We start from the raw sequence: 21464 nt of genomic DNA, 5'->3' as shown, positions 1-21464 counted from the left end.
GACAGAATTTATTTTAAGAAGCTGTTATTTTTGCAAAAATCAATAATAAGGGTTATGAAAAAAGGATTAAATTATGAGAGATGGTTCAGATAGAAAATTAAGTATCATCGTGCCCGCAATGAATGAAGAATTGACTCTCGATAGAGCTGCTAAAATTTTGTCGGGAATTATTGAGCAATTAGTCAGTAATAAAAAGATTTCTCTAGATAGCCAAATATTATTTATCGATGATGGTTCGACTGATAAAACATGGGAAACGATCATGGAACTGTCCTCTAAAAGAAAACATGTAACAGGCATAAAATTTTCTAGAAATTTTGGTCATCAAGCTGCTCTTATAGCTGGATTTGAAGCGTCTAAAGATGCAGATTTATTGGTGTCTATAGATGCAGATCTACAAGATGATCCAAACTCGATTATCGATATGATTGAAAAAGTTGATAGTGAAGCTGTGGAAGTTGTCTATGGCGTGAGAAATGATAGGACGACAGATAGCTTTTTTAAGCGTCAAACAGCATCAATTTTTTATAAGATAATGAATGAGCTTGGCGCTAAAACGGTCAAAAATTCTGCAGATTTTAGGTTGATGACCAAAAAAGCGATGAATGAGTTCCTTAAATTTCCTGAAAGAGACATGTTCATTAGAGGCCTTGTACCGTTAGTAGGCTTCAAAAGTGCACAGGTGTTTTATAAAAGATCCCCAAGAGAAGCCGGCAGCACTAAGTATCCATTGAAGAAAATGATAAATTTCGCAATTGATGGCGTAACCTCATTTTCAATTAAACCAATAAGATTTTTAAGAAATATGGGTATTGCGATTATCTTTATTAGCATGATATTTTTTGCTTATTCATTTGTTGAACATTTTTTGGGTCACACAACAGCTGGTTGGTCTTCTTTGATAATTTCTATCTGGGGATTAGGTGGCTTGCAATTATTTTCCATCGGTGTTCTTGGAGAATATATAGGGCAGATTTTTACCGAAGTTAAGAAGCGTCCTAGATATATTATTGAACAGAATCTTTTAGATCAGAGGTAGATGTGAACCAACTACTTGCAGATAAAGCAATGGCTGTGATTACCATAATTGACATTGAAGCCATATATCTGGGTTCTAGTTCCCAAATCATTTCAAAGAATATAAAACCAATAAATGCAAAACTGGTAATAGAAAGCAAATCGTAATGCTTTTTTTTATATATTTTTGTTAAGCAGATAGCGAATAATGACACAATAACATAAAAAAAAGTAAGCACTATATTCTTGAAATTCGTGAAATGGTGATAAGAATTTATGAAATTACCAATTATAGAGTTTAGTCGAGGACTGTTGAATCCCAACTGAGACAAACTTGGTCCGACGCCAAACATAAATGTCAGTTTGGCGTTCTGAATCCTGATTAATCCGTGGAATCCATTTTTTTTAATAATTTTTTTAAAACTATCTTTAGATATTTTTTGCCGTGCACTTAATGATTTAGCCGTATTCATCTGGTTAACAAATTTAGGATTATATCCACCTGAATTCCAAGGCCATATTTGATTTTTTGGAATAGATAATCCCATGTTAATCCAGTTTTGAGTTGGCATGCTGTATCGCTGAATTTGTTTGGGTGTCACGATCCCAGTCTGTATAATTTTATTTCCTCCAATGAAAGTGCCAGCGAAAATGACGACTGAAATAAAAATTAATAATACGGTTTTGGAAAAATTATGTTTATCAAATTTATTAAGTAAGAAGGGTAATAATGCAATCAAAACAACAATATAGCTTGCTTTGATTAATGCAGCGAATCCAAGTAATAAAGGTAATGATAGAAACACCAAACAATTTTTTTTAGAAATTTTTTGGTTTTCTAGATACAGGACCAGATATTCAAAAAAGGCAATAAAAATAAGTCCAATGCTATCGGACCATAAATCTTGTTGAAAAATCCAATGAAAGACGACATAACTGAAAGGAGATAAGGAAATAAAAATAAGACTACTTTTTGCGTTATAAAATCTTTTTAAAGCATATGCTACAAGAATATATGCCAAATCGATGATGAGAATGTTTGCCATTTCTAACCAAAATAGTAACGCAGGAATAGTAGAAGTGTGGAAAATACTTGCGATCAGCAAAAATAAGCGCACCGTAATAATGGTATTTGGATATATTGACATACCTATAATTGCATTTTTAGCAAACACTCCCTTATTTCTGTATGCATTGAATGCCCAATTCACATCATTCATAAAATCCCAATGGACCGCAGCTGTATAAAAGGCATTAAAAGTAATAATTTGAAAAAGAAAAATAGCAGTAAATACTGCGATAAAAATCCACAACCAGTTTTTGGCCGATCTATCCAGTAGTTCTGCAATTTTATTTCGAGTCAAGAAAATGATGATAATTAATAAAATAGTCGAGGTTTTTAAAATTGTAGGGGAAACTGCGGGGTCTGAATACCTCAATACTAAAAATCCGATATAAATAAAAAGACCGATACTAACGATCGAACCAATTCTATTGAAAGATATTTTCACGTTTTTCACAAAAAGACTCCCTCAGTCCCCAAATATTTCATTTAAAATTGTATACCTTTCGAAGATCCTTATTATTCGGTTCGGTTCGTATTTCGTTATCGTGATTAAATAGTTCATAAATTGTGAGTTATGTTGCATTGGTAGCTATATGTACCAACTTGTTTTTTTCATTGCATGCTAGAATTAAAAAGATGACCAAAAGTACAAAAAAAATTGGTGTTGTGATTCCTACTTATGAGAGACCGAAAAATCGGCAATCAGAAAATGATTTTGTGATAGAAGCAGTTCAAAGTGTGCTTGATCAAACGATACAAGTTAATGATATTGTGATTGCAATAGACGGCAAGTCGACTTATCTTAAGAACAAATTATCCGCTCTTTTCCCACATGAACCAATCAAGGTGTTGGAAAGTAATAAAAAAGTTGGTGGTTCGCAAACCAGAAATCTCGCTTTTGACAACTTGGATCCCGCAGATGAGTTTGTTGCTTTTTTGGATGATGATGATAAATGGCTTCCCGAAAAAATAAAATATCAGTTAGTTGCGTGCGAAAAAGAAAAAGATACTAATTTTTTTATCTTTACAAATGTGATTTATGATGAATGCGGCGGAGACAAGATTCGACCCATCAATCAAATCGCATCTAATGAAAATGCAGCCAATTTTATTTTTAAACGAGATGGATATATCACGACCTCAAGTCTTTTGATTCCTTGTGAAACATTTGCTGCATTGCGTTTTACTGATGGATTAAAAAAACACCAAGATTGGGACTTGATTCTACGTGCCAGCTTAATCAAACATACTCGTATGGTACAGATATCAATGCCTTTGGTTTGGTATCGCATGCAATATCCAGGTCGCAAAAACAGTGTTTCTTCTGTGGTTGATTGGCATTTTTCAAGAAACTGGATGAGGCAATTCAAAAAGTTAGTTGATCGGGATGTTATTGAGTCTTTTGATAAAAATCAAGTTCTGCCGGGCTTTATTGATGATCACAAAATGAATAAACTCGAAAAATTTACTTCATATTTAAGTATCTCAAGAGATTTTAAATTTGGAGTTTTTAATTCCTATCTCAGAAAAAATGTCTTTCCGATATTTATTAGTCGTTTTCAACGGAGAAAAATTAATGGCTGAGACAGTTGCAGCAATTATCGTTACCTATAATCGACTAACTAAGCTTAAAAGAAGTCTGCCGTCATTGCTTGAAATTCCTGATAATAAGTTACAAGGTATTCTAGTCATTGATAATGACTCAAGTGATGGTACTAAGGATTATTTGAAGACACTGCAGGATCACAGACTGTCTATTCTGCATTTAAAGGAAAATACGGGAGGCGCTGGCGGCTTTAATGCTGGGGTCAAATATTTTTATAGAAAAACAAATTGGGATTATGCTTGGGTGATGGATGATGATACGCTAGTTAGCGAACAAGCGCTATCTAAGTTGCTTGAAGCAGTGTCATATAAACCAGATGCTGCTTTTTACGCGAGTGATGTCCGCTGGGTCGATGGTTCCCCAGCATTAATGAATCTTGTTAAACCTATCGCGGATGTTGGCAATGGCTTATATGAGATTAAAAAAGCGACTTTTGTTTCTTTGCTGGTTAGGCGGCAATGTATATCGCAGGCAGGTTTCCCCCAAAAAGAATATTTTATCTGGGGAGACGATATGGAATATACGGAACGTTTAGGACGTATTGCCAAGGGCTATTTCGTATCAGGAAGCAAAGTTGTGCATGAAATCGAAAGCAATATTGCAGCCGGTGATATCTTTCACGAAAAAGATAGTAACAGGTTACCGAGATATTTTTATGAGTACCGGAATAGACTTTTGACTGGTCGTCGTAGAACGAAAATGATGCAAAAAATACGTCCCTATGTTCACACGATGATTGATTTTGCTAAAGTTGTTTTCAGAAGAACTAAGTACAAACGCGAAAAAATCAAGATAATTATAAGCGGTACTAAAGCAGGGCTAGTTTTCAAACCAATAATCGAATATCCAAAGGGAAAAGAATGACCAAAAAATTTTCGTATGCAAATTTAATAGTGACTTTTAATCGTAAAGAAAAATTAGTTAAAGCCATTAATTTTATATTGGACCAAGATGTTGCTCCTAAATATATTGTTGTGGTTGATAACAATTCAAGCGATGGTACTAATGAATATCTTCAGTCAGAAGGATTGCTGGCAAATAAAAAGATTAAATATTTTAAACTAGACGAGAACATCGGTGGATCTGGTGGCTTTGAATATGCCTTAGAACAAGCCAAAAAACTCAATGTTGATTGGATTGCTTTTGGCGATGATGATGCATATTACCAACCTGGTTTTTTCCATGCAATTGCCCAGGCATCGCAAAATAATCCCGATGTTAAAGCCTTTACGGGGACGGTCAAGCTTAATGATGGTAGGACGGATATTACACACCGTATTCATATCAAAGATTGGGGGATGTTGCGATATAGTCACATTCCGTTGAGTGCTTACGCAGAGGATTTTCCGATAGACATGTTTACCTTTGTCGGCAGTGTTGTAAACAAAGAGATTCTGTCTAAAATTGGTGAAATTAATGCTAAGTACTTTATTTGGATGGATGATTTAGAGTTTTCTGTACGTGTTCGGGAACAAACTAATATCATCAACGTTGTCAATGCTGTTGTGATTCACGATACCAGTAGTTCGGCGATGGATTTTAAAACAGATTACAAGCCCGATTGGCGCCATTATTATGGTGTACGTAACAAAATAGACATGTGTGATAAACATGGCAAGTCCTTTAGAAGGAAACTTTATCCTATCGCTACTTGGATTAAGAGTGTGTACGTACTGCCACTTCCGAGATTTAAAGGTCACCGGAAATATGAAGTGCGTCAAGTAACTGATGCCGTTAGGGATGCCAAGCATAACCACTTTGGAAAAAACCCCAAATACCTGCCCGGAAGCAATTAATGTTTTCTGATGGTTTATCATGAGGATATTTTATCGGTAGAGTAGGCTTATCATATGTGTCAAAACGCAGGGTTTTACAATGAGGCAACTTGTTGATTTTTGATTTTAAAGGATATTTGCAGAAATGAATACTTCTCAGTTTACATTAACAGACTTGGTTCACCATTTAATTAGATATGCTTGGTTAACGATTATTTTAACTATTTTAGGTGCTGGCAGCATGTATGTATACACAAAACGTGTTGCATTACCTCCTGCTCGTTTTTCAGCATCTAGAGAAGTATATGTTGGAACAGCGAATAAAAAGAATCCGTATTCTTCATTCCAGGCTAACGAATCATTGCTTAGTAGTTACATAATCGTAGCAAATGATAACAAAATTATTTCTGCTACTAAAAAAGATTTAGCACAGAGAGGCTGGAAAATATCTAAGAATGATATCTCTAAGAGTATCAGCATTGATTCAGTTAACGGTACTTTGTTTATTAGATTTTCAGCTTCCGCGACAAGCGAGTCCAAAGCCGCTGAGTTAGTTAATGCTTACACGGAATCTTTTGCTGATCAGGGAACTAAGCTCTTACCATCGATGCCGAAACCAGTTTTAATGTCCAAGGCTTCCAAAGCAAAAGTGAAACCCTCTGTTGCTGGTCCTGTACACAAAAAGGCGATTTTGTTTGGTGCTAGTTTTGGACTGACTTTGGGTATTGTGTTGTCTTTGATCATTGGGGTATATAAGAATTACAAAAAGATAGAACGATCGGAGTAATTAACTATGCAATTGTTGCTTTTGCCGTTAACGTTCCTTTCAAAATTTTTTAACGCGCATGCTTTTTTTATAGCATCCTTGCCGATTCTTTGGATGCTATTTAAAAATCCTTTAGATATAAAAAAGATAATTCCCCGACGCAGAACAATTGTTATTTGGGTAATTATTATTCTTCTTCAGATACTGGCAATGTTAATTAGTTTTCCTTATACCTCAATGTCAGCTGTTCCAATTGGAATTGTGCAATCAGTCGTTCTGTTATTAAAACAAGTTGTAATGATCTGGATGATCTACTCCTTTACAAAACTTTATATTACCAACCAGGAAAATGCGGTTAAATTCATTCGTTGGGCTCTTTACGGATACGCTATATATGCAATTTTAGTAATTATGCCCGAAGTTCTTATTACTATCGGTGTGCACTCATTAGATGGATATATTAATACTTTGGCCTCAGTGTTTGAAACACGTTGGGCTGGGCGGACTGATTTTTATCAGTTAGGTAGCTATGCAGTAACACAGGGTCGTGTTAATGGGTTTGAAGGAGAGTCTCCTGTCTTTGCTAATCTTTTAGGAGTAGTGTATCTACCAATCGTTATTGGCTTGCTTATTGGTAAAGACAAGTTGGTTTTCAAAAAGCCAAAAATAATTTTATGGGTCATGGTTATTGTAAGCGGGATTTTTTTGTTAATGGCGAAAACAACAACTGGTATTTTGACCATCGCTCTTCTTTATCTCGCTTGGCTGATACTTGCAGATCATCATGATCGCAAACTATTATTTTTATTAGGGCTTGTCGGTATAGCGGCAATTGCATTGGCTTATGTTTTTGTTACACCTGTCCATAATGTTTTAACGCAGTTTTTGTTTGAAAAACAAGGAACCTCTAACCGCCTTGGCGGCACGATTGGCCTGATATTTACCTTTTTATCAACGCCATTTCTGGGTACCGGACAAGGCTTTGCTGGATACTTTATTACTGAGTATATTCCTACTTGGTCAACTCATAATTGGGAATATGAAAACGTTTATTCCAAACTCGGTTATCCAGTATTAAGCGGTTTTTTTGGTTGGTTAGCACAGTATGGCCTTATTATCATGGTGCCGCTACTATTTTTTGTTACTAAATATATTATTGATTTGATAAATAGACGAAAGCAATACATTCAAGCCCAATCTGATAACGAACGTTTTTATTATTCAATGTTGAACAGTTCTCTTGTAACTTTTGCTGTATTGATTCCTAGCTCATTTTTATCTTTCGACATCTTTAAGTGGTCAATGTTCTTGATGCTGTTTTTCTATTGGAGAGTTTTATCTTTGTCTGCTGATAATCAAACATTCCCTGAGCATCATTACATTTTTAAGAGTTAGTTTATATCACACCAGTTGGTTCTAAAAAAATATTTTATTCTTCTGATTTATAATCATTAATGATGATTCTATGAATGTTAACTTGTTTTATAGAACAAGAAAGAGGATATATCCGTGGAATGCTCGTTAGTATCTGTCATCATGCCTGTTTATAATGGACTGGATTTTTTGGGTCAAGCAATAGGCAGTATCTTGGATCAAAGTTATCAGGATTTAGAGTTAATAATCGTTGATGATGGTTCTAATCGAGATACGAAGGATTTTTTGTCGTCTGTGTCTCAAAGCGATAAAAGAATCAGGATTTTTCATCAAAAAAATTCTGGGCAGTCAGTTGCTAGAAATAATGGTCTGGCCAAAGCTAAGGGAAAATATATATACTTTATGGACTCTGATGATTTGGCTGACTTAGATTTAATCGAAAAATCTATTCAGTTATTAAATAGATTTCATGCTGAGACGGTTATTTTTGATATTGGTGAGATTGATGCAAATGGCAATCAAGTGTTGATGCTTAACAAGCCTAACTACAATCATTCCCAACTTATTTCAGTTGAAGAAGCTTTAGACTTGATTATGGCCTACTCACGTTTTGTCGGACCAACTACTTATTTGGCTGCTAAAAGCGTGTACGAAAAGAACGATATATCTTTTCCAGTAGGTATGATTTTTGAAGATCAAATTTCAACACCAACTGTTTATGCTCATTCACAAGGAATTGTGTTTCTGACTGAAAAGCCAATGTATTGGTACAGAAGAAGAGGGACGAGCGCCACTGCGGACAAATGGACTAATGATTTAAGTGGCGTTATGTCGGATCTTTTATTTGCATTAAACCAGGCACGAGATATTTATTTAAAGTTTTTCAGTCGGAAATATGTCTCTACTTGGCATTTTCACCGCATGGTTCGTTTTTATAATTTTTATTTCCCACAACGAATTCGTGTTCAGTTTGCAAATGAGATGAAAGGCGATCTTCAAAACATGTCAGAGAGCCATTTAACCCGACGAGAAAAAATGGTCTACTGGTCAGCTTCTTTTAAACTCATAAACCTTCTTTACCGAAACTTCAGGAAATTAAAAGACAAGTGGATTAAGTAATCAGCAGAATCTATAATAATTAACTTAGGAGTATGTTTGCTATGAAAATTGCAGTTATTGGAACTGGTTATGTCGGCTTATCACTGGCAACCTTATTGTCACAAGAAAACGATGTTGTGGCTTTGGATATTATCAAAGAAAAGGTTGAGCTGATCAACCAGCATATCAGTCCGATCGTTGATAAAGAGATCACGGACTATTTGACGACCAAACCCTTGCATTTAAAAGCCACCCTGGATGCTCAACAAGCCATTCCCGGAGCTGACTTTGTGATTATCGCCACGCCAACGAATTATGATGCGCAGACCAATCGTTTTGATACCAGCAGTGTGCAGGCAGCCATCAAAGAAACGCTGGCCTTAAACTCGACTGCCTGGATCGTGGTCAAGTCCACGATCCCAGTTGGCTTTATTGATCAGGTCAAAGCCCAGTACCAATCCGATCAGATCTTCTTTTCCCCAGAATTCTTAAGAGAAGGCACGGCGCTATACGATAACCTCTATCCCAGCCGCATTGTCGTTGGTTCCTTAACTGAGGCTGGCAAGACCTTTGCTGGTTTGCTGCAAGCCGCTGCTATCAAAGCGGATGTGCCGACCTTATTTACGACTAGTGAAGAAGCCGAAGCGATTAAGCTCTTCTCCAATACTTACTTAGCCATGCGGGTGGCTTACTTTAATGAATTAGACACCTATGCTGAAAGCAAGTCGTTAAATGCGGCTCGGATCATCCAAGGAGTGGGCATGGATCCTAGGATCGGCGACTTTTACAATAACCCGAGTTTTGGCTATGGTGGTTACTGCCTACCTAAAGATTCCAAACAACTCTTAGCTTCCTATCAAGGCGTTCCTCAGAACTTGATGACGGCCATTGTCCGGTCTAACGATACAAGAAAACAGTTTATCGCCGATCAAGTCCTGGCTAGACATCCCAAGGTCGTCGGTGTCTATAAGCTGGCCATGAAAAAGGGCTCAGACAACTTTCGTCAGTCTTCGATCCTGGATGTTATGAGCAAGTTAGAAGCCAGCGGCGTTAAGGTGATCATCTATGAACCGACCTTAAGCCAGCCCACTTTTCAAGATAGCCCCTTGATCAAAGACTTAGCCAGCTTTAAAGCTCAAAGCGATGTCGTGATTGCCAACCGTGTCACTGATGAGATCAAAGATGTCTTAGAGAAGGTGTATACCAGAGATCAATGGAAAAGGGCGTAAGCCTTCGTGACTAAAAAGATTTTATTTGTGGTCAATGATCTAAACATTGGTGGCCTGCAACGGGTCGTTTCGATCATTGCGGATGCTTTGAATGCCTTAGATGACTTTGAATCCTCTATTTTTATTGTGCGTAGAAATATTCCTCAGTTTTATTCAGTGGAATCCAAACTTTTTTATCCAAGACAAGCTCCTAATTTTTTGGAAAAAATTGATCGTAAATTCTGTTCTTTAAGAAATAGATTTGACGAAAATGTTTCGAACCAAGCAAATCAATTTTTAACAGTCGAAAAATTTTTAATTAGTTCTCTGTTGGCGAAGATATCAAAGAATAATTTTGATACTGTCATTCTTACTGCAGACTATACGGCCTATGCACCTTTTATCAAGAAGGCTTTCCCTAATTTACGGGTCATCTCTTGGATGCATAATAACTTCGATGTTTACATGGACAACTATTTCAAGAATATCAAACAGGAATTTATTAATGGCCTGCAAGCATCGGATCTAGTTGTCTCGCTCACTGCATATGATGCTGAGCATTTTGCAAAGTATAATTCCCATTCAGTAGAAATTGCCAATCCGGTGACAATCGAGAACCCTAAGGGGACTATTTCAAATCTGCAAAAACATGTCATTTCATGGGTTGGCCGGACCTCTGATTGGCAGCACAAAGGTACCGATTACTTACTTAAAATTGCCGCACAATTACCTGATGACTGGGTTATTTCTATAGCAGGGGACAAAGACCCGCTGAAAATGATTAATGTTTTAGATGCCAGCGACATCCAAAGAGCGCAACAAAAGCTTGTCTATGTTGGTTCACTTAAAGGCGAGGCTCTAGCTAATCACTATGTAGCCAGTTCAATTTTTTTAATGACCTCTAGATGGGAAGGCTTTGGTTTAGTTATGGCCGAGGCCATGAGTTTTGGATTGCCATTGGTTGCTTTTGATCAAACTGGTGCTAGATCCGTGACGCGAGATGGTGAGTATGGCCAATTGGTCAAATTGGGTGATGTGGCTGAAATGAACCATCAGCTGTCTCGGCTAATTGGTAGTCAAAAGCTACGTGAACAATGGCAAAAAAAGTCTTTGTTACGTGTTCAAAACTATCTTTTGAAAGAAGTTATCCAAAAATGGGTTAACATTTTAAAATAATGCAGGAAATTAAACGACAATTCAAACAGGGCGTCGTCTATACGGCAATTGGTCAGTATGCGGGTGTTATTGCAAATTTTGCAGTCACGATTGTTTTATCTCGCCTACTAGGGCCTAAAACCTATGGCGTTCTAAATATTATTTTGGTATTCCTGCCCTTTTTTCAACTGCTTTCTGAGCTGGGCATTGGGCCAGCTATTGTTCAAAGCCACGAACTAAACGACCGTGATTATTCATCTTTATTCAAAATTCTTACTTTTTGGTCATTGATCATTGGTGCAGTCTTTGGTTTATTGGGAATTCCAGTCAGTTATTTTTATAATGATAAAATTTATCTTTTATTAAGCTGGATGTTGGCGCCTAATTTGATTTTATCAATGATGTCAGTCGTGCCTTTATCTTTGCTACAAAAAAGACAAGAGTTCAAGCACATTAACATAACAGGCCTCTTAGCTTATCTGATTGGTGGTACGACAGGAATTGTGACCGCTTTTCTTGGTTTTGGCGTCTACTCGCTGATCCTTACTAGCCTGATACCAGCCTTTGTCAACTTCATTGCTTATTTTCATTTTTCCAAACTAAAAATTCTAAAAGGACTTGATAAACGAGCTCTTAAGAAGATTCGTGATTTTTCAACCTATCAATTTGAATTTGGCATCATTAACTACTTTTCTCGAAATCTTGATAATTTATTAGTCGGTAAATTTTTTGGCCAAACAGCCTTGGGAAATTATGGCAAGTCCTATCAGATGATCACGTATCCGAATAATATTTTTACCAATGTGATTGTTCCGGTGATGCAGCCTGTCTTAGCTAACTATCAGGAAGATGTCGCCACGATCAAAAAAGTTTATTTAAAGGTACTGCGCTTTTTGTTGATTGTTGGGATACCCTTGTCAGTGTATTTATCGAGCAACTCAGAACTAATTATTCGTTTTTTGTTTGGCCACAAATGGGATGGGGCTATTATTCCTTTTCAGATTTTATCGCTGACCACTTGGATTCAATTAATCACCACGACGATTGGCGGTATCTATCAGTCTCGCAATATGACGAAGACTTTGATGAAGACCGGTCTTATTTCTACGGCGATCACGATCTCATTTATCACGATTGGCATTCTTGCCGGTAACATTGATCGTTTGGCTTTGTTTGTGGCGATTAATTTTTATGTGACCTTTGCTTTCAATTTTTACGTCTTAATGAAGGTCGCACTCAAATCTTCAATTTTGCAGATTTTGAAATTAATGATCAAACCTTTAATCATCGCAGCTGTGGCTTTTCTAGGTGTTTTGGCTTGGAATCTTCTAAATATTCAAATCACGAATATTTTCTTAGAGCTATTAATTGTCAGTATCATTTTTTGGGGTATTGATCTAATTGGTTTGATTATCACGAAAGAAATTAATTTTGTGTTAAATATAGTTTTTAAAAAATAGTGCTTAGTTCTATCCCTTGTCTTATTCCTGCAAAATATCATTGTTAAAATCATCTTATTGCTTAGTTAGCACTAAAAAGAAAAGGGAGTGCATTATTTTGTCAATGAAATCCATCAGATCATTTAATAAAGTAATTATTGGTCTTTTCGTCGGTATGATGCTTGCGATTATTGGGATGAATAGTTCTTTTTTTTACCAGAAAAATTATTTAGCACAAGCTCAAACGACATCCTTTCCAGCCACGATTACTTCAACTAATATCATTAACCGCTCAGCTAAGATCTATGACTCAGCTCGAAATGATTGGGTCTTAAATGCTGGTCCAGCCTTTACGAGTGCAACGACGCTCGGACCTAATGCTTGGGGTAGGAACTATAACGGCCATTCAGTCACGGTCCTAAAAGAAGCTGTTACTTTACGTGCTGGCCAGACTTATAAATATGTTCAAGTTAAAGATCTAACAGCCAACAAGACTTATTGGATTGATGAAAGAGCTGTGTTAGGAACGATCACCAGCACTAAATCAGTCAGTTATCAGGCCATCATTAACGATGCAAGTCGTAATGATTGGCTCTTAAATGACGGTCCGGCTCTGACTTCTTGGTCGACCTTAGCTTCAAACGGCTCGGGTGCTGCCTATGATGGTCATATTGTGACTGTCATTCAACAGGCCACCACCACTCGTGGTGACGGTCAAACCTATACTTATTATCAAGTCAAAGACACAACAGCCAACAAGACTTATTGGATTGATGCTCGGGGTGTGTCTTATGATCAAATCATTAAAACGACCCAGTCTGATCAATATGGCAAAATCTCAGGTGATCGTAATGACTGGGTCCTCTATAACGGTCCGGTTCATACAAGCGCTTCAACGATGACTGCTAGTGATTATGGTAATCATTATGTAGGCGATACGATTTCAGTTTTGCAGATAGTGACAACTAAGCGTGTTTCAGATGGCAAAAATTATCAATATGCTCAAGTACAAGATGTGACAGCCAACAAAACCTATTGGATTGATCTTCGATCTCTATCACTTTCAAACTATGCCACGATTACTTCAACTAATATCATTAACCGCTCAGCTAAGATCTATGACTCAGCTCGAAATGATTGGGTCTTAAATGCTGGTCCAGCCTTTACGAGTGCAACGACGCTCGGACCTAATGCTTGGGGTAGGAACTATAACGGCCATTCAGTCACGGTCCTAAAAGAAGCTGTTACTTTACGTGCTGGCCAGACTTATAAATATGTTCAAGTTAAAGATCTAACAGCCAACAAGACTTATTGGATTGATGAAAGAGCTGTGTTAGGAACGATCACCAGCACTAAATCAGTCAGTTATCAGGCCATCATTAACGATGCAAGTCGTAATGATTGGCTCTTAAATGACGGTCCGGCTCTGACTTCTTGGTCGACCTTAGCTTCAAACGGCTCGGGTGCTGCCTATGATGGTCATATTGTGACTGTCATTCAACAGGCCACCACCACTCGTGGTGACGGTCAAACCTATACTTATTATCAAGTCAAAGACACAACAGCCAACAAGACTTATTGGATTGATGCTCGGGGTGTGTCCATCTTTTTGAATGGTTATGATATTTCGAACTATCAGTCAGGAATTAGTAATGGAACGGTCGCTGGTAATTTTGTGATTGTGAAGGCGACCGAAGGGACTGCGTACATTAATCCTGCAATGGCTAATCAGGTTGCAAGCACATTAAAGGCTGGTAAAAGATTAGGACTTTATCATTTTGCAAGCGTTGGCAACGCTGTAGATCAAGCAAATTATTTTGTTAAGCAGATTAAATCATATTTGAACGGTCAATCCTTGCTTGTTTTAGATTGGGAGGGTGACGCTATGAATCAAGGTGTTGCATGGGCTAAGACCTGGCTTGATACTGTATATAAGCTTACTGGTGTTCGTCCACTAATTTACATGTCCAAAAGTGTTACTACGAAGTATAACTGGTCCTCTGTTGCAAGCAATTATGGTTTGTGGGTTGCCCAATACGCTAATGACGATCCAACCGGTTATCAAAGTAGCCCTTGGACTGATAGCAATTCTTATGGAGCTTGGAGCCACCCGACTATTTTCCAATATACAGATAATGGAAGTTTAACGGGATACAACGGCCCGTTAGATCTGGATATCTTTTATGGTGATGCTAATTATTGGAACACGTTGGCAAGAATTGCTTAGCTATAAGTTTTTAAAAAATAGTGCTTAGTTCTATCCCTTGTCTTATTCCTGCAAAATATCATTGTTAAAATCATCTTATTGCTTAGTTAGCACTAAAAAGAAAAGGGAGTGCATTATTTTGTCAATGAAATCCATCAGATCATTTAATAAAGTAATTATTGGTCTTTTCGTCGGTATGATGCTTGCGATTATTGGGATGAATAGTTCTTTTTTTTACCAGAAAAATTATTTAGCACAAGCTCAAACGACATCCTTTCCAGCCACGATTACTTCAACTAATATCATTAACCGCTCAGCTAAGATCTATGACTCAGCTCGAAATGATTGGGTCTTAAATGCTGGTCCAGCCTTTACGAGTGCAACGACGCTCGGACCTAATGCTTGGGGTAGGAACTATAACGGCCATTCAGTCACGGTCCTAAAAGAAGCTGTTACTTTACGTGCTGGCCAGACTTATAAATATGTTCAAGTTAAAGATCTAACAGCCAACAAGACTTATTGGATTGATGAAAGAGCTGTGTTAGGAACGATCACCAGCACTAAATCAGTCAGTTATCAGGCCATCATTAACGATGCAAGTCGTAATGATTGGCTCTTAAATGACGGTCCGGCTCTGACTTCTTGGTCGACCTTAGCTTCAAACGGCTCGGGTGCTGCCTATGATGGTCATATTGTGACTGTCATTCAACAGGCCACCACCACTCGTGGTGACGGTCAAACCTATACTTATTATCAAGTCAAAGACACAACAGCCAACAAGACTTATTGGATTGATGCTCGGGGTGTGTCTTATGATCAAATCATTAAAACGACCCAGTCTGATCAATATGGCAAAATCTCAGGTGATCGTAATGACTGGGTCCTCTATAACGGTCCGGTTCATACAAGCGCTTCAACGATGACTGCTAGTGATTATGGTAATCATTATGTAGGCGATACGATTTCAGTTTTGCAGATAGTGACAACTAAGCGTGTTTCAGATGGCAAAAATTATCAATATGCTCAAGTACAAGATGTGACAGCCAACAAAACCTATTGGATTGATCTTCGATCTCTATCACTTTCAAACTATGCCACGATTACTTCAACTAATATCATTAACCGCTCAGCTAAGATCTATGACTCAGCTCGAAATGATTGGGTCTTAAATGCTGGTCCAGCCTTTACGAGTGCAACGACGCTCGGACCTAATGCTTGGGGTAGGAACTATAACGGCCATTCAGTCACGGTCCTAAAAGAAGCTGTTACTTTACGTGCTGGCCAGACTTATAAATATGTTCAAGTTAAAGATCTAACAGCCAACAAGACTTATTGGATTGATGAAAGAGCTGTGTTAGGAACGATCACCAGCACTAAATCAGTCAGTTATCAGGCCATCATTAACGATGCAAGTCGTAATGATTGGCTCTTAAATGACGGTCCGGCTCTGACTTCTTGGTCGACCTTAGCTTCAAACGGCTCGGGTGCTGCCTATGATGGTCATATTGTGACTGTCATTCAACAGGCCACCACCACTCGTGGTGACGGTCAAACCTATACTTATTATCAAGTCAAAGACACAACAGCCAACAAGACTTATTGGATTGATGCTCGGGGTGTGTCAGCTAAAACAATTAATTTAATCACAACCGGTCTTTTGGCTACTCAACAGACTTGGCTATATAGCATTGTTGGAAGCTCTGTGAATGTGGCTAATGTCAGCGGATTATATGCATCGATAATGGTTGCGCAGGCAATCCTTGAATCGGGCTGGGGTTCAAGTATGCTTGCATCGGTGAATCATAACTTGTTTGGTATTAAAGCAAATGGCTCTCAATATGCTAATGGGACCGTGACTTACCAAACCGGTGAGTATATAAACGGTTCTGAATCAACAATTAGCGGTACTTTTAATAATTATGCTTCTGCAGAGTATTCTTTTCTGGACTATGCGAATACTATGAATAAAGCTAAATATGCTAATGTTTCGAGATCAGTTGCTGGTAGTTATCAACAAGCTGCACAAAATCTATCGGATGATGGTTATGCGACTGATCCCGAGTATGCTGATCATTTGATCAGTATTATTCAACAGTATGATTTGCAGAGCTTGGACTAATTTGTTCTTCGTATATATGTTTTTAAAATTTTAAATTGTTAGACATGTAATAGATTGTTGCTTGATATAAAAGGTTGGAATGCTGTTTTGTGTGGGAGAGATAATGAGTTTTTTAGTCAGGAAAAAAATATATAAATCAGGTAAGCTATGGTTAGTTGGTGCTGGTACTTTTTTATTTTTTTCTAGTTGTAGTTACATGAATCAACAGACCGTTAACGCTGATGTGGTTACGCCTTCCGAGCTCTCAACTGTAGGTGTTGATAATGGTTCCTCTAGTTTTGCATCTAGTGCGGCTAGTGTAGCCACTGGTGATTTTTCACAGGCGGACAGCAGTAACTCATCTAACAGTTCTTCTTGTGCATCTATGACAAGCCAAAGCGATGACCAAAACTCTTTGTCTTCTATAACAACTTCTAGCGTTGCCGCAAGTTCGGCATCTGCTTCTTCAGAAGGTTCCATGAGTAGCAACTCTTCAAGTACTTCTTCAGCTTCTTCTACAGCACCAAACTCATCTCAATTTATAGATATTTCCGATCAGCCTCAATTTAAAATTGGCGATCACGTTGAAATCAAAAGTACAGCAATTTCTGAGACAAACGGGTATGATCTCGTGCCACACCGCGGATGGGTTGGGACCGTCACGAGGGTTATGAGAAAAACATATTCTCGCTCAAACTGGGAATATCAAGTGTTCTTTCAAGATGGTTTACATAATACTCATATCGCCGAACAAGATTTACAGCTTTCTTCACTTGCATTGGTACAAGCTACCGTCAATGGGTCTGAATATATCGTTCCTTTGCAGACTCAATATTCAGGTGATCAAAATGATGAACAATTGCAGTTAGCTTTTGTATACGCGTCTAATCATGCCGGAACCAATATACAGTTGCCATCTGGGAACTTTAATGTAGGCGCGGCTGGCCCTAAAAATTTAAATTCAACTGCTGGAAATATTATTATCTCGTCCAACACTTCAATTAGCGGTAATAACACCAATTTAGTTGTTAATGGACAAATGATATGGGTTGGTTTAGCAACAGGTACTCGTGCTATTGATGGTGTTTCAAACTTTACGATGTCTAATGTTAACATTCAAGCCCATGATCTTATTAAAGGTGATTTTTTCATTATTATGACTGATCACGGAAATAACTGGAATGTTAACCATAACTCCTTCACGATGGTAGAAACGAAAGGTGAACATATTTTTGATTTAGGTGGGCTCCAGAATTCTAAATTTTCTAACAATAAATTTATCGGATATGCTCCGGATCTAGTAAGACAAACCAGCATTGGTGAGTCTAATGCACATGATTATTATGCTGAATCCATACAACTAGATGCTGCTTATAACAATGGCGGTTGGGATGCTGGTTATATGTCTAAAGTTGATCCAAACCAAAAAGCTCACAACGTTATCAGCCAGCAGAGCAGTAATATTGTTATTTCTGATAATCAATTTTTGCCTTACAAGAATGCTAGTGGAAAGCTTATTGCTTACTCTAGTGGTGTTGGACAACACTCGACCCATGTCGGGAACATTACAATTAAAGATAATGTGTTTGATACGCCTTTAGTGGATTGGGTTCAGACGGTTTGGCCTGGCCAACATTTGGCCCCTATTCATTTTTGGGCCGGTTATGGTTCACTCAATGTTTCAAATAATGTGATCGTGGGTGTCTTTCCGGTTCCTAAAGTAACATCACAATTAGTGAATAATCAAAGGGTTATCAGTGGTTCGGTCTTGACATCAGTAGTTTCGGGAGAAAATGGACAACGAATAAATCCAAAATTAAAGGTAAAAATCATCATTGGACAAAATTCGCAGATGGTTATTCCTGAAATTAATGATAAATTCACTTTTACCGTACCGTCTTCTTGGGATTTGCAAGCAACAACGGCCACTCTTTCGGTGATTTCGACTAGTGTAGACCCGATTAGCAGCTCAGATTTGTGGGAAAGTTATTTGGAGAATGTTGGTATTCCTAAACCTGTACCGGCCAAATTTAGCGTTGGTACCGTTGTTCAGATATCTTCAAATGCATCTAGGGAAACAAATGGATATAACTTATCACCGCACCGTAAGTGGATCGGTACAGTTGTTGCGGTCACGGCTAAGTCATATTCAAACTCACAGTGGGAATATAAAATCCTGTATTCTAATGGACAAGATAATGTATATGTTTCTGAACAGGATTTGAATTCGTTTCAACCAGCCACGATTACTTCAACTAATATCATTAACCGCTCAGCTAAGATCTATGACTCAGCTCGAAATGATTGGGTCTTAAATGCTGGTCCAGCCTTTACGAGTGCAACGACGCTCGGACCTAATGCTTGGGGTAGGAACTATAACGGCCATTCAGTCACGGTCCTAAAAGAAGCTGTTACTTTACGTGCTGGCCAGACTTATAAATATGTTCAAGTCAAAGATCTAACAGCCAACAAGACTTATTGGATTGATGAAAGAGCAATTCGTTCTTAAAACATGTTTTTTATAATTACTTAAATACATTTGTGCTTGTCTTTAAGAGATGACTATGGTAATTTTCTAAATATATAAGGGAGATATAAAAAATGAAAGTTGGTTTAAGGACAAAAATTATTGCTTCCGTTATCGTTTTGTTTTTCGTGGTGGGTCTTTCGGTATTCGCAGCACGAGCTTTGAATGGCAGCTCTGGTTCCAAAAAAGAAAGCTCTGTTAAAAAAACAGTTACGTCTAAAAGGGCCAGCACGAAAAGTACGCCAGCATCTTCATCCGAGTCTTCGACCTCTTCTTCACTTTCCGCGTCAGCTAATTCTACTAGCAGTTCTTCAAGTCTGACCAGTTGGAATTCCATTGATTTAAATAATCAAATTGCGATTCTGATTCAAGCGGCCTTTCCAAATAAAAATGCTGTGCCGAGCGATCAATTTACCTTTTCTCAAAATTATTGGGATATGACCGGTTCGATCAGTAATGGCGAAATCAATCGTTATGTGCCTAATGCTGATAGTTTTGCTGGTATTTCTGATATTTTATCCGCTAAGATTACGATCAGCAACGGTCAAATCACAGTAACCAGACCAATTACAGCCGCTTTTACGCTTTCTTTGGACCAGGCAATCAGCAATTATTACTCACAAAGCAGCAGTATCAATAACACACATCAATTAGCGGCTAGGGTCGTAAGCCCTGCTAAACTGGCTGAATTGCAGAAAAATCATTAACAAATAGGATTGTATTTAATTTCTATTTGTTTTTTTGCTATTATAGACAATGATTTTGTGTCAATTTTTTAACCGATAATGGGGAATAAATGAAAAAATTTATAATTTGGTTTTTCTCGCTGGCTGTTGTGGCGGTCGCGGCCGTTGGCGGTTATGCTATTTGGACCACACAGGGTGCCATTCAAAAGATGCACCAAAGCAGTTCGATCAAGACAGCCGACAAGGCAGACACGGTGACAAAGGCTGGCAAGCCGATTGCTATTTTGCTGCTGGGGACTGATACAGGCGCTTTGGATCGCAGTTATAAAGGGCGCACGGATTCGATGATGATCGCAGTTGTCAATCCTAAGAAAAAACAGACACTGCTCTTAAGTCTGCAGCGCGATACACCGATTATCATTAATGGCCAAACGGTCAAATTAAACGCAGCCTATGCTTACGGTTCGGCTGATTCATCAATCGCACAAGTCGAGAAGCTGGTTAATATCAAACTGAATGGTTATGCCTTGATCAATATGGGTGGTTTGGAATCGATCGTGAACTCACTTAACGGTGTCAATGTCACTTCCAATCTGACCTTTACAGAATTTGGCCACTCCTTTGTCGATGGCACTACTTATGATATGCAGGGTGATCAGCTGTTAGCTTATGTGCGTGAACGGCATCAGGACCCTCGTGGTGATTACGGTCGTCAATTAAGACAGCAGCAGGTGATCAAAGCCGTCCTGGCTAAGGCAGCTACGAATCCGACGACGATCTTCAACCAAAAGTTTATTAATCGGCTGTCTTCCAATATCTTGACTGATTTGTCCTTTAGCAGTTTTAAAAACCTAGCTTTAAATTACCGCAAAGCTTTAGATAATATCAAATCTGGCCAAATGGTTGGGACAAGCGCTACGATCAATGGCCAATCGATGCAGCTGATGAGCCAGACAGAAAAAGATCGTGTGCACACTGAGTTAGAGGACGCTTTGAAATGACTGTTCAATTAGCTGAATATGATGAGTTAAAAAGAATTGCCGATGAAGAGCTAGACAAAGCTTATATCCCTTACAGCCACTTTCCGGTTGGTGCCGCCTTGCTCAGTGAAACGGGCGATATTTTTCCAGGATGCAACATTGAAAATGCCGCTTTCGGATCGACAATGTGTGCTGAAAGGACCGCAATTTTTTCTGCGATCGCAAAAGGTCAGCACCATTTTAAAGCAATGGTGATCTCTGGTCGAACAGAAGGGGCGATCGCGCCTTGTGGATCCTGCCGTCAGGTAATGGTGGAATGGTTTGATAAAAACATGCCCATTTATTTAACGAATACGAGTGGTGTCGTCGTTAAAACCGATTTAGCGCATTTGCTGCCTGGATCTTTTGATGATTTGAAATGATACAATTAGTTTTCATGTGCTTTACGCTATAATTTTATAGT

Annotated in this window: 17 protein-coding genes; 16 read left to right on the top strand and 1 reads right to left on the bottom strand. The window is 38.2% G+C overall.

The window, feature by feature from the left end:
* Positions 1 to 73: 73 nt before the first annotated feature.
* The gene (locus DLJ48_RS03075; protein WP_128685809.1) at positions 74 to 1039 is read left to right on the top strand and encodes a glycosyltransferase family 2 protein; all 966 of its coding nucleotides are present in this window, start codon (positions 74 to 76) and stop codon (positions 1037 to 1039) included.
* On the opposite strand, the gene DLJ48_RS03070 is transcribed toward DLJ48_RS03075, so the two are convergent.
* Complete coding sequence (locus DLJ48_RS03070; protein WP_128685808.1) at positions 1008 to 2537, bottom strand: hypothetical protein; 1530 nt, start codon at positions 2535 to 2537, stop codon at positions 1008 to 1010. The genes DLJ48_RS03075 and DLJ48_RS03070 overlap by 32 nt on opposite strands.
* A 182-nt stretch (positions 2538 to 2719) precedes the next feature.
* Here DLJ48_RS03070 and DLJ48_RS03065 point away from each other — a divergent pair, with 182 nt between their 5' ends.
* From DLJ48_RS03065 to DLJ48_RS02995, 15 genes are all read left to right on the top strand, one after another.
* Entirely contained in the window at positions 2720 to 3667 is a 948-nt protein-coding gene (locus DLJ48_RS03065; RefSeq protein WP_128685806.1) for a glycosyltransferase family 2 protein, read from the top strand.
* Positions 3660 to 4553, top strand: a complete 894-nt coding sequence (locus tag DLJ48_RS03060) for a glycosyltransferase family 2 protein (protein ID WP_128687072.1) — start codon at positions 3660 to 3662, stop codon at positions 4551 to 4553. Before DLJ48_RS03065 ends, DLJ48_RS03060 begins: the two co-directional genes overlap by 8 nt.
* Positions 4550 to 5485 carry a glycosyltransferase gene (locus tag DLJ48_RS03055; RefSeq protein WP_128685805.1) on the top strand — a complete coding sequence of 312 codons (936 nt, stop codon included), beginning with the start codon at positions 4550 to 4552 and terminating at the stop codon, positions 5483 to 5485. Before DLJ48_RS03060 ends, DLJ48_RS03055 begins: the two co-directional genes overlap by 4 nt.
* 124 nt (positions 5486 to 5609) lie before the next feature.
* On the top strand, positions 5610 to 6251 hold the full coding sequence (locus tag DLJ48_RS03050; protein ID WP_128685803.1) for a YveK family protein: 642 nt from the start codon (positions 5610 to 5612) through the stop codon (positions 6249 to 6251).
* A gap of 6 nt (positions 6252 to 6257) precedes the next feature.
* Entirely contained in the window at positions 6258 to 7625 is a 1368-nt protein-coding gene (locus DLJ48_RS03045) for a hypothetical protein (protein ID WP_128685801.1), read from the top strand.
* A 141-nt stretch (positions 7626 to 7766) separates the two neighbouring features.
* Complete coding sequence (locus DLJ48_RS03040) at positions 7767 to 8723, top strand: glycosyltransferase family 2 protein (RefSeq protein WP_128687071.1); 957 nt, start codon at positions 7767 to 7769, stop codon at positions 8721 to 8723.
* A gap of 41 nt (positions 8724 to 8764) precedes the next feature.
* The gene (locus DLJ48_RS03035; protein WP_128685799.1) at positions 8765 to 9931 is read left to right on the top strand and encodes a nucleotide sugar dehydrogenase; all 1167 of its coding nucleotides are present in this window, start codon (positions 8765 to 8767) and stop codon (positions 9929 to 9931) included.
* A gap of 6 nt (positions 9932 to 9937) precedes the next feature.
* The gene (locus DLJ48_RS03030) at positions 9938 to 11086 is read left to right on the top strand and encodes a glycosyltransferase (RefSeq protein WP_128685797.1); all 1149 of its coding nucleotides are present in this window, start codon (positions 9938 to 9940) and stop codon (positions 11084 to 11086) included.
* Positions 11086 to 12525 carry a lipopolysaccharide biosynthesis protein gene (locus DLJ48_RS03025; RefSeq protein ID WP_128685795.1) on the top strand — a complete coding sequence of 480 codons (1440 nt, stop codon included), beginning with the start codon at positions 11086 to 11088 and terminating at the stop codon, positions 12523 to 12525. Before DLJ48_RS03030 ends, DLJ48_RS03025 begins: the two co-directional genes overlap by 1 nt.
* A 103-nt stretch (positions 12526 to 12628) precedes the next feature.
* Positions 12629 to 14731 carry a GW dipeptide domain-containing protein gene (locus DLJ48_RS03020; protein WP_243148658.1) on the top strand — a complete coding sequence of 701 codons (2103 nt, stop codon included), beginning with the start codon at positions 12629 to 12631 and terminating at the stop codon, positions 14729 to 14731.
* A gap of 124 nt (positions 14732 to 14855) precedes the next feature.
* Positions 14856 to 16829, top strand: a complete 1974-nt coding sequence (locus DLJ48_RS03015; protein WP_128685793.1) for a GW dipeptide domain-containing protein — start codon at positions 14856 to 14858, stop codon at positions 16827 to 16829.
* Positions 16830 to 16932: 103 nt separating this feature from the next.
* On the top strand, positions 16933 to 19317 hold the full coding sequence (locus DLJ48_RS03010; protein WP_161566101.1) for a GW dipeptide domain-containing protein: 2385 nt from the start codon (positions 16933 to 16935) through the stop codon (positions 19315 to 19317).
* Between the two features lie 92 nt (positions 19318 to 19409).
* Positions 19410 to 20042, top strand: coding sequence for an RNA polymerase (locus DLJ48_RS03005; protein WP_128685789.1), 633 nt, complete (start codon positions 19410 to 19412; stop codon positions 20040 to 20042).
* Between the two features lie 89 nt (positions 20043 to 20131).
* A complete protein-coding gene (locus DLJ48_RS03000; RefSeq protein ID WP_128685787.1) occupies positions 20132 to 21022 on the top strand; it encodes an LCP family protein in 891 nt (296 codons plus the stop codon).
* Positions 21019 to 21423, top strand: a complete 405-nt coding sequence (locus DLJ48_RS02995; protein WP_128685785.1) for a cytidine deaminase — start codon at positions 21019 to 21021, stop codon at positions 21421 to 21423. The genes DLJ48_RS03000 and DLJ48_RS02995 overlap by 4 nt, the downstream gene beginning before the upstream one ends.
* The last annotated feature ends 41 nt before the right edge of the window (positions 21424 to 21464 follow it).

It is taken from the genome of Oenococcus sicerae (assembly GCF_004102045.2).
GTDB classification, from domain to species: domain Bacteria; phylum Bacillota; class Bacilli; order Lactobacillales; family Lactobacillaceae; genus Oenococcus; species Oenococcus sicerae.
This window is presented reverse-complemented; position numbering and strand designations above follow the sequence as displayed.

Coding starts and splice junctions, on each gene's coding strand:
- DLJ48_RS03075 (WP_128685809.1), top strand. CDS start 74: ATGAGAGATGGTTCAGATAGAAAATTAAGTATCATCGTGCCCGCAATG.
- DLJ48_RS03065 (WP_128685806.1), top strand. CDS start 2,720: ATGACCAAAAGTACAAAAAAAATTGGTGTTGTGATTCCTACTTATGAG.
- DLJ48_RS03060 (WP_128687072.1), top strand. CDS start 3,660: ATGGCTGAGACAGTTGCAGCAATTATCGTTACCTATAATCGACTAACT.
- DLJ48_RS03055 (WP_128685805.1), top strand. CDS start 4,550: ATGACCAAAAAATTTTCGTATGCAAATTTAATAGTGACTTTTAATCGT.
- DLJ48_RS03050 (WP_128685803.1), top strand. CDS start 5,610: ATGAATACTTCTCAGTTTACATTAACAGACTTGGTTCACCATTTAATT.
- DLJ48_RS03045 (WP_128685801.1), top strand. CDS start 6,258: ATGCAATTGTTGCTTTTGCCGTTAACGTTCCTTTCAAAATTTTTTAAC.
- DLJ48_RS03040 (WP_128687071.1), top strand. CDS start 7,767: ATGCCTGTTTATAATGGACTGGATTTTTTGGGTCAAGCAATAGGCAGT.
- DLJ48_RS03035 (WP_128685799.1), top strand. CDS start 8,765: ATGAAAATTGCAGTTATTGGAACTGGTTATGTCGGCTTATCACTGGCA.
- DLJ48_RS03025 (WP_128685795.1), top strand. CDS start 11,086: ATGCAGGAAATTAAACGACAATTCAAACAGGGCGTCGTCTATACGGCA.
- DLJ48_RS03020 (WP_243148658.1), top strand. CDS start 12,629: ATGAAATCCATCAGATCATTTAATAAAGTAATTATTGGTCTTTTCGTC.
- DLJ48_RS03015 (WP_128685793.1), top strand. CDS start 14,856: ATGAAATCCATCAGATCATTTAATAAAGTAATTATTGGTCTTTTCGTC.
- DLJ48_RS03010 (WP_161566101.1), top strand. CDS start 16,933: ATGAGTTTTTTAGTCAGGAAAAAAATATATAAATCAGGTAAGCTATGG.
- DLJ48_RS03005 (WP_128685789.1), top strand. CDS start 19,410: ATGAAAGTTGGTTTAAGGACAAAAATTATTGCTTCCGTTATCGTTTTG.
- DLJ48_RS03000 (WP_128685787.1), top strand. CDS start 20,132: ATGAAAAAATTTATAATTTGGTTTTTCTCGCTGGCTGTTGTGGCGGTC.
- DLJ48_RS02995 (WP_128685785.1), top strand. CDS start 21,019: ATGACTGTTCAATTAGCTGAATATGATGAGTTAAAAAGAATTGCCGAT.